The sequence below is a fragment of the Type-D symbiont of Plautia stali genome (assembly GCF_001485335.1).
GTDB lineage: Bacteria > Pseudomonadota > Gammaproteobacteria > Enterobacterales > Enterobacteriaceae > Pantoea > Pantoea vagans_C.
The window spans coordinates 1-1867 of sequence record NZ_BBOC01000177.1 but is presented as its reverse complement, the minus strand read 5'-3'; the positions used below and the strand labels follow the sequence as shown (position 1 = coordinate 1867).

2 protein-coding genes are annotated in these 1867 nt (G+C 50.9%); one reads left to right on the top strand and one right to left on the bottom strand.

Annotated features, from left to right (window positions below; translation table 11 throughout):
- The coding region (locus tag PSSD_RS25810) for an EAL domain-containing protein (RefSeq protein WP_153011527.1) at positions 1 to 377 on the top strand (377 nt) is incomplete at its 5' end.
- Between the two features lie 883 nt (positions 378 to 1260).
- Here PSSD_RS25810 and PSSD_RS25805 read toward each other — a convergent pair.
- Positions 1261 to 1566: a hypothetical protein gene (locus PSSD_RS25805; RefSeq protein ID WP_058974215.1), complete on the bottom strand. Its 306-nt coding sequence runs from the start codon at positions 1564 to 1566 to the stop codon at positions 1261 to 1263.
- Positions 1567 to 1867: the final 301 nt, after the last annotated feature.

The following is a 1867-nucleotide window of genomic DNA, read 5'->3' as shown; positions in this document are numbered from 1 at the left end:
TTGAAAGCCCGGCGGCGATGCAGGGGCTGGAGATGCTGAAGCTCAGGGGCTTTGGCATTTCGCTGGACGACTTCGGTACCGGATACAGCAACATCAGCTACCTGCGGCGCATGCCGCTGGACGTCATCAAACTGGACCGCACGCTTATCAGCGAAATATCGTCAGACACCGCATCGCGCATCATCGCGCGCAGTATCATCGCGATGCTGAAGGAGCTGGACTACACGGTGCTGGCAGAGGGGGTGGAGGATGCAGAAACGGTTACCGCACTTACGCAGTACGGCTGCGACCAGGCGCAGGGCTTCTTCTATTCCCGGCCGCTGCCGGAAGCGGAACTCGACGAGTGGCTGGGCTGGAAGCTGCGTGGTCAGTGCTGACACCGGCCGCGCAGGAATGAGCTAGCCTGCTGACGGAAGGCTGCCTGGGAATGCACAATGACCTCATCAACATGCCCTGGCTGTGCATGCTGCGCAATGCCTCTTCAGGCGCCTAAAGCTCGGCAATGATAAGGTTGCCGGTATTAAGCCGGTAAGCGCGGATGCAGGCAACCGTGCTGATGGCCATTGATGGCGCAACGCGTCAACATAACAGCCAGTAACAGCTTCAAGGGGAGCTGGATCAGATTCTGCGGGCTACTGAAGTCCAGGCTCAACTTGCTACGCCGTTAACTGGCAGCAAAAGCAAAAAAAGGGGCACTGACTCAGGGAGATGATAAAAAAGTCCCGCAACCTGACCAGGTATGTCGGGCGGAAAAAAGCAAAGAAATTCGCGACAAGGATCATCGCAGGATGACGGTAACACAGATGAAAAAAACAGTTAATGATTTGTTTCACTCCTGACGATTAGAGTCTTAACAGTCAGGAAGGTGATTATTAGCATAAAAAAACCGCGCTGATGGGCGCGGCATAGCAATGCGGATTTCATACTGCAATTGTTATTAGAATCAGGAGAAGCTTAGTTCGTGTGAATTCTTAGTCAAGCCTTATGCCCCCTTATCTGCAGACTTTACTGACTGTTATTTGTGGGGGCGACTCAGATGAATATCCTGCTACATATCAGCTGGAGCGTATAGGCTTTAAATCAATGCAGAAAAACACTGCTGCAATAAGCGTGGTAGCACACGGCTCTCTAAGGGTTCAGAGATAGTGACTTATTCTGCTCAGGAAAAATGAAAAGAAAAACGATTTTTATAAAAAAGTTATTTACGTGGGAGAATGTGTGCAGTCCGGAACAAAGTACGACCTGCTGACGTAAACTGGCTTAATTGCTGCCAAATTTCTTCATGTCAGACTCAGTTTTTTTCTCGCACCGCCTGCTGCTTCCCTGACATTTGCTGCGTTGCTGGTCCCGCTTAATCCTGGCATCATACGCCATGAGAACCTTTTCTCCCCTCGCCGTCAGGCGGTAGCGCTCACTGACCCTTCGCCATTCTTCGCCGCAAAAAAATTCGGCCAGGCGCAGTCTTACCAGCGTCGCCATTACGGCAGGCATTATGTCTGCCGGTACCGATTTTCTTTCCTGCATCAGGGAAAGAAGACGAAAATGCTTCGGAACCAGTTTTATCATAACACTTTTACATTGCTGTTGCTTATCCGGTGAATCAGGTCATAGAGATGCAGATTATAACCGCACAGGCTCTTTCTGTTAATGTATGGCGCTGATTGCAGCAATGCAGTTAAAGAACAGAGTCACTCCTCACACTATTTCCGGTTGCTTTGCAGCAAACAACAACAGTCCAGAGGGGGGCCCCTCACAAAAAATGTTACACTGCTCTGGACCTTCATCGCGGGCCCCCAGCGGCAGAAATGCTGCCAAAAAAGAAGAGTCCTCATGATCCCTGCTCTTCACGACGTCAGACACTCCCGGG

What these genes read in the sequence shown, in the direction of transcription:
- PSSD_RS25805 (WP_058974215.1), bottom strand. Translation starts at nt 1,566, where the DNA reads ATGATAAAACTGGTTCCGAAGCATTTTCGTCTTCTTTCCCTGATGCAG.